The 4,413-nt window shown below is 54.2% G+C and carries 6 protein-coding genes; 4 read left to right on the top strand and 2 right to left on the bottom strand.

From position 1 onward, the window contains the following. The 4 genes from ACESMZ_RS08685 to ACESMZ_RS08670 form a co-directional block, all read left to right on the top strand. Positions 1-360: hypothetical protein (locus ACESMZ_RS08685; RefSeq protein WP_372972487.1), on the top strand; the 360-nt coding region annotated here is incomplete at its 5' end. An 89-nt stretch (positions 361-449) separates the two neighbouring features. Continuing rightward, positions 450-860 carry a hypothetical protein gene (locus ACESMZ_RS08680; RefSeq protein WP_372972486.1) on the top strand — a complete coding sequence of 137 codons (411 nt, stop codon included), beginning with the start codon at positions 450-452 and terminating at the stop codon, positions 858-860. Positions 861-1,207: 347 nt separating this feature from the next. After that, positions 1,208-1,438 carry a hypothetical protein gene (locus ACESMZ_RS08675; protein WP_372972485.1) on the top strand — a complete coding sequence of 77 codons (231 nt, stop codon included), beginning with the start codon at positions 1,208-1,210 and terminating at the stop codon, positions 1,436-1,438. 76 nt (positions 1,439-1,514) lie between these two features. Next, positions 1,515-2,138 carry a hypothetical protein gene (locus ACESMZ_RS08670; RefSeq protein ID WP_372972484.1) on the top strand — a complete coding sequence of 208 codons (624 nt, stop codon included), beginning with the start codon at positions 1,515-1,517 and terminating at the stop codon, positions 2,136-2,138. A gap of 289 nt (positions 2,139-2,427) precedes the next feature. On the opposite strand, the gene ACESMZ_RS08665 is transcribed toward ACESMZ_RS08670, so the two are convergent. Both ACESMZ_RS08665 and ACESMZ_RS08660 read right to left on the bottom strand, forming a co-directional pair. Continuing rightward, on the bottom strand, positions 2,428-3,885 hold the full coding sequence (locus ACESMZ_RS08665) for a hypothetical protein (protein ID WP_372956760.1): 1,458 nt from the start codon (positions 3,883-3,885) through the stop codon (positions 2,428-2,430). Between the two features lie 173 nt (positions 3,886-4,058). Next, positions 4,059-4,355: a hypothetical protein gene (locus ACESMZ_RS08660; RefSeq protein WP_372972483.1), complete on the bottom strand. Its 297-nt coding sequence runs from the start codon at positions 4,353-4,355 to the stop codon at positions 4,059-4,061. Positions 4,356-4,413: the final 58 nt, after the last annotated feature.

Below are 4,413 nucleotides of genomic sequence, written 5' to 3'. Positions count from 1 at the left end.
ATATGGTGGCCAGGCCTATCAGTCAGACTCGAGAGAGCAATTTCCAGACAGATAGAAGAAATTTCAGAGCTACAGGTGCACTACAGAAAGCAACGAGCCATTTTGGCTAAGGTTGCCGGTTCAGCTTGGCGAGAGGTAGCCAAAGGGCCTCAATTCAAAACTCCGGATGAAGCTAAGGCCGAAATGGCAGCTTCACTGGACAACATAAAAGCAACCTTACAATTCTATGGTGTCTCTCTCATCAATTTTTTTCTGTTAAAACCTTTCAGGTTGGTTTTGGTCGGATTAAATAGAATCGGTAGAGACAGGGCAGTAGGTGGAATTGGTATCGCTCTCGCGGCCTTGGGCATTGCCTTATAAATGCATAACCAGCCGCTGTTGTCGGACAATTTTTACACCGCTTCGCGGCTCCAAAATTGCCGCAAAGCTTCGCGTTAATTGGTAGAGACATGGAACCAGTCATCCAGGAAGAAACAACCGGTTGTGGCATTGCAGCAAGCGCTGCTCTCGCGGGTGTCAGCTATGCTGAAGCCAAGCAAAAGGCCAACGCTCTGGGTATTTACGCCGCAGATACAGCGTTATGGTCAGAAACTGAGCACGTCCGAAAGCTTCTGCGGGAATTCGGTATCGCGGTGTCGCCCAGAGAAGCACCATTCGAATCTTGGGAGCGCCTTCCAGACAAGGCTCTCTTGGCTATCAAATGGCACACGGAACAGGGTAAACCATTCTGGCACTGGGTTTTGTTTGTCAGAGAAGGCGGTAAGGCAAAGGTGCTGGATTCCAAGAAGGCACTGAAATCAAACATCCGCCGGGATTTCGGGCGTATCAAGCCCAAGTGGTACATTGAGGTATCCAATTAACAATTCGCAGCAGTACGCGACCGATGGCCGCCGGACGCCCTTTCCATGGCTCCTTCGTCGCCATTCCAAGGTCGCCGCTGTGCTCCGCGTTAACTGTCCGGCGCGTGGATGTAAGCATAGGGAGTTAAATTTATGGGCTTAAGTGCCAGGCTGTTTTTTGACAATAATGAAACTGACAAGAAACCGGGACAGATTTATTTTCTCGGATTCTAAAACGGCAGAATAGGCTAACCAGAGGCTGTTGTCGGACGGTTTTTCCGTCGCTCCGCTCCTCCAAAGACGCCGCAAAGCCCGGCGTTATGGAACGTGTTTTCTGCGTCCACGAAGACCCATAAGGAGGTAATCGCATGAAAGTAAGAAAGCTAATTGAAGAGCTTACTCAGATCGAAGACAAACACGGTGACATCGACATTTACTGCATGTCCGAGATTGAGCCTGGCAAAGCAGGTCCGATATCCCACTTTTCTAAAATGCACAATATGGCTGATGAGGTCTATATGTTAGCCGCACAGAATCCCAATTGGCCCAGTAAAACCGGGGAAAAATCAGGTGAGAACCGGGGCAACAACAAGCTCTGAGAGTTCAGCCATAACAGAATAAATAAATCTGTCCCGGTTTTCGCGGTTTTCGGTTTTCGCCTTGAGGATCGTGTTAATGGTGTTGACCAAATTGGTCGGAGTTGCGGTTTTTATTCTAGTCTCGAGCTGCACCTACGGGCCAGAAGAGGAGCGGGCGTATATTGAAAATATTGCAGTACGGCCCGAATCCTTTCAGTTTGCAGTAGCAGTTCATTATGTGCGATTCCGACCTGCAACTGGCATTAATGCATTTCCCAATGGAGGGATACCGCAGTATCTAGAACCGACAGCCTTGGTTTACCTTGTTGATGTATCTACTGATGAGAATGTGGAGATCGCCCGAATTCCAGTACCTGAGCAATTGAAAAAAAGTTTCAGTGCCCACTTGACCGGTTGGAAAGGAGATCGGGTATATATTCAGTTGTCCGGTTGCCCGGGCGCTGAATGCTACGGCGATCTCTTACAGTTCCGCCATTATGAACTGAGTACCGAGGCGCCGCCTCGAAGAATTGAATCTCGCCCCAAGGATATAGACCGCGCGCCCGGTATGCTCTCGCGTGCGCCTGGAGAAGACATATATATGAGAGTCAGCGCTGGTTCACGAATCATTAGTGTGCGCACGGATGATTCGGAGCCTTTCATTGATCATTACATGATTGAGGACTCTGGCGAGCTGGCCCAAACTGCGCCCAACCAATAGTTCCAGTTCGTTCCGGCCCCGCAGGCCCTCCACCGGATGCCCTTTTTCGCTTCGCTACAAGGGCACCGCTGAACAAAAAGCGTTACACATGAAACTGGCGTCAACTGCATGGAAGTTGGGGGAGGCCAGAAGAGAGGGGCACGGGCAGGGAAGCGGTAATGGTCACCGGAAAACACTCCCCCTTTCGATCGGATCTGGTTGCGCCAGAATTCCGGTACGTCGTGCCGAAAGGGGGAGCTGTCCTATCGTTTACGGCAATCCCTGCTTCTACATCGGCGGAGCCTCGTCGTTATACCGATTGACGGGTCCGGCTTGCCCAGATCCCGGCGAGTCCCAGCGCGAGAAGCGGCAGGCTTGCCGGGGCGGGTACCGGAATTGCAAACCGGCTGGCGAGCTCTTCGGTGGAGAAGGAATCCTCCGAGGAGAAGGTCCAGGTGTCAAAATTCATGAACTGGCCCGACAGGATGTTATCGCCAATGCCAAAGGTGAGGTCGACCAGGTCGTTGGTGATGTCGAACGACAGGAGGTCCGGCAAGAAGTAGTCATTGAAATAAACGGTGTTGTCGCCTTCGCCACCATCGAAGATGCCGTCGATCAGTAACCCTGAGTTGAGACTGCCGATGCTGAGGGTATCGTCGCCGCCGCCGAGGATAACGTCACCGAGAATCCTGCTGTCCCCGGAGATGTCGAGGCTGCTGTCATCCTGGCCCGGTGCCAGTTTGATGGCCACGCCGCTGCGGCCGTAAAGGGTGCCGGTGTTGGTGATGTCGATGGAGGATGTGCTGGCGTCATCGGCGGTAATGGCCCGCGGGCCCTCGATATAGCCATCGTTGCGGATGGTCAGGTCACCGGCGGGCTGGCTGGAGCCGTCTCCGGGCTCGAAGACTTCGTCGACATCAATACCGCCGTTGGTGAGGTTGGTGTCCGGGGCAGTGGACACGATGACCCCGGTGGCATGGTTGTGGACGAGGCCCTGATCAAGGTCGACACCGTCGTCAGTGGACAGAATGACTCCGTGGTTCTGTAATTCCCCGCTGGCGAATTGCACGCCATCCTCATCCTCGACGGCTACGGTGGTGTCCTTGGTCCAGGTCTGGCTGTCGCCGTCCCAGGCCAGTCCGTGAATGGCGATCAGGCCGTGGTTTTCCACATAGAAGTCCTCGCGGGCCTCGACCACTTCTTCGCCGCCAAGGAGGGTGCCGTAGTTGATGACCTCTCCGCCAGGTCCCCGGGACTGGATTGCGCGACCTTCGGTGCTTTCGATCAGACCATGGTTCTCCACCCGGAGGTTTGCCAGGCGGTCGCCGTTGTCTGCCCTGATCGCCTGGCGGCGGGCGAAGATCTCGCCATCTTCCCGGTTGTACAGGGTGAATCCATCGGCGTCATCCTGCAGCCGAATCCCGCGGTCACCGCCGCGAACAGTGCCACTGTTGTCAACGGTCAGATTCGCGCCCTTGCCACGGATGGCGTCGTCATCGCCGCTTTCGATCAGGCCGGCGTTGGATACAGACTGACCGGAGCCTTCCAGCTGGACGGGACGGCCGGATTCAACGCGAACAATGGCGCCATCCTCCACCGTAAGCTGAAGATTGTCACGGCTGTCGTTGATGGCAGCTGAATCCGGTGAAGTGCATGTGAGGGTTGGTGAAGAGGCGGTGCCGCCTTCAGCACAGATGATCTGTGCTGAACTGTTGTTGGCGGCAAGGGCGAACAGCCCCAGTGTCACAGCCTGTTGTAACCGGGTCATGGAAACCTCCGTTGTCGGGTTGTTTCAGAGTGTGTTCGTGCACTTACAAAAGTACACAAACCCCTGTGAACATCGGATGATGAATCCATGAAAGTAAGGTGACGCCGGCATTTCAAAGGCAGGTATCAAAAACCGGAGAACAAAAACCGGGACGAACAAAAACCGGGACAGATTTATTTTCCAGGCAGCCCCGGAGCTCTGGTTTCAATGCGGAGCCCAATACGACGCTCGACTTCATCAACGAAACGGTTACCGCCGGTCAGCTTATTCCCGGCGATGGCGGCTCTTATCTGGCGGTCTTGTTCAGAGTAGGCTCCATCGCTGACAAACGCCTGGTAGCGTTCTCTGCGTGACTGAGAATCGGTTCCCAGAGCAGCCATCGTAGGAGGTTCATCCAGCCAGTCGCAGTGGGCCAGACCGATACGTGCGGCATAGGATGACCACGGATAATGTTCCGCTGCGTCAACCATGCCGGCTTTCACCGGGTTTAGCTCTGTGAATAAATAAATCTGTCCCGGTTTTCATGTC

Origin of the sequence: Marinobacter sp., assembly GCF_041690615.1 — a bacterium.
Lineage (GTDB): Bacteria > Pseudomonadota > Gammaproteobacteria > Pseudomonadales > Oleiphilaceae > Marinobacter.
This window is presented reverse-complemented; position numbering and strand designations above follow the sequence as displayed.

What these genes read in the sequence shown, in the direction of transcription:
- ACESMZ_RS08680 (WP_372972486.1), top strand. Translation starts at nt 450, where the DNA reads ATGGAACCAGTCATCCAGGAAGAAACAACCGGTTGTGGCATTGCAGCA.
- ACESMZ_RS08675 (WP_372972485.1), top strand. Translation starts at nt 1,208, where the DNA reads ATGAAAGTAAGAAAGCTAATTGAAGAGCTTACTCAGATCGAAGACAAA.
- ACESMZ_RS08670 (WP_372972484.1), top strand. Translation starts at nt 1,515, where the DNA reads ATGGTGTTGACCAAATTGGTCGGAGTTGCGGTTTTTATTCTAGTCTCG.
- ACESMZ_RS08665 (WP_372956760.1), bottom strand. Translation starts at nt 3,885, where the DNA reads ATGACCCGGTTACAACAGGCTGTGACACTGGGGCTGTTCGCCCTTGCC.
- ACESMZ_RS08660 (WP_372972483.1), bottom strand. Translation starts at nt 4,355, where the DNA reads ATGGTTGACGCAGCGGAACATTATCCGTGGTCATCCTATGCCGCACGT.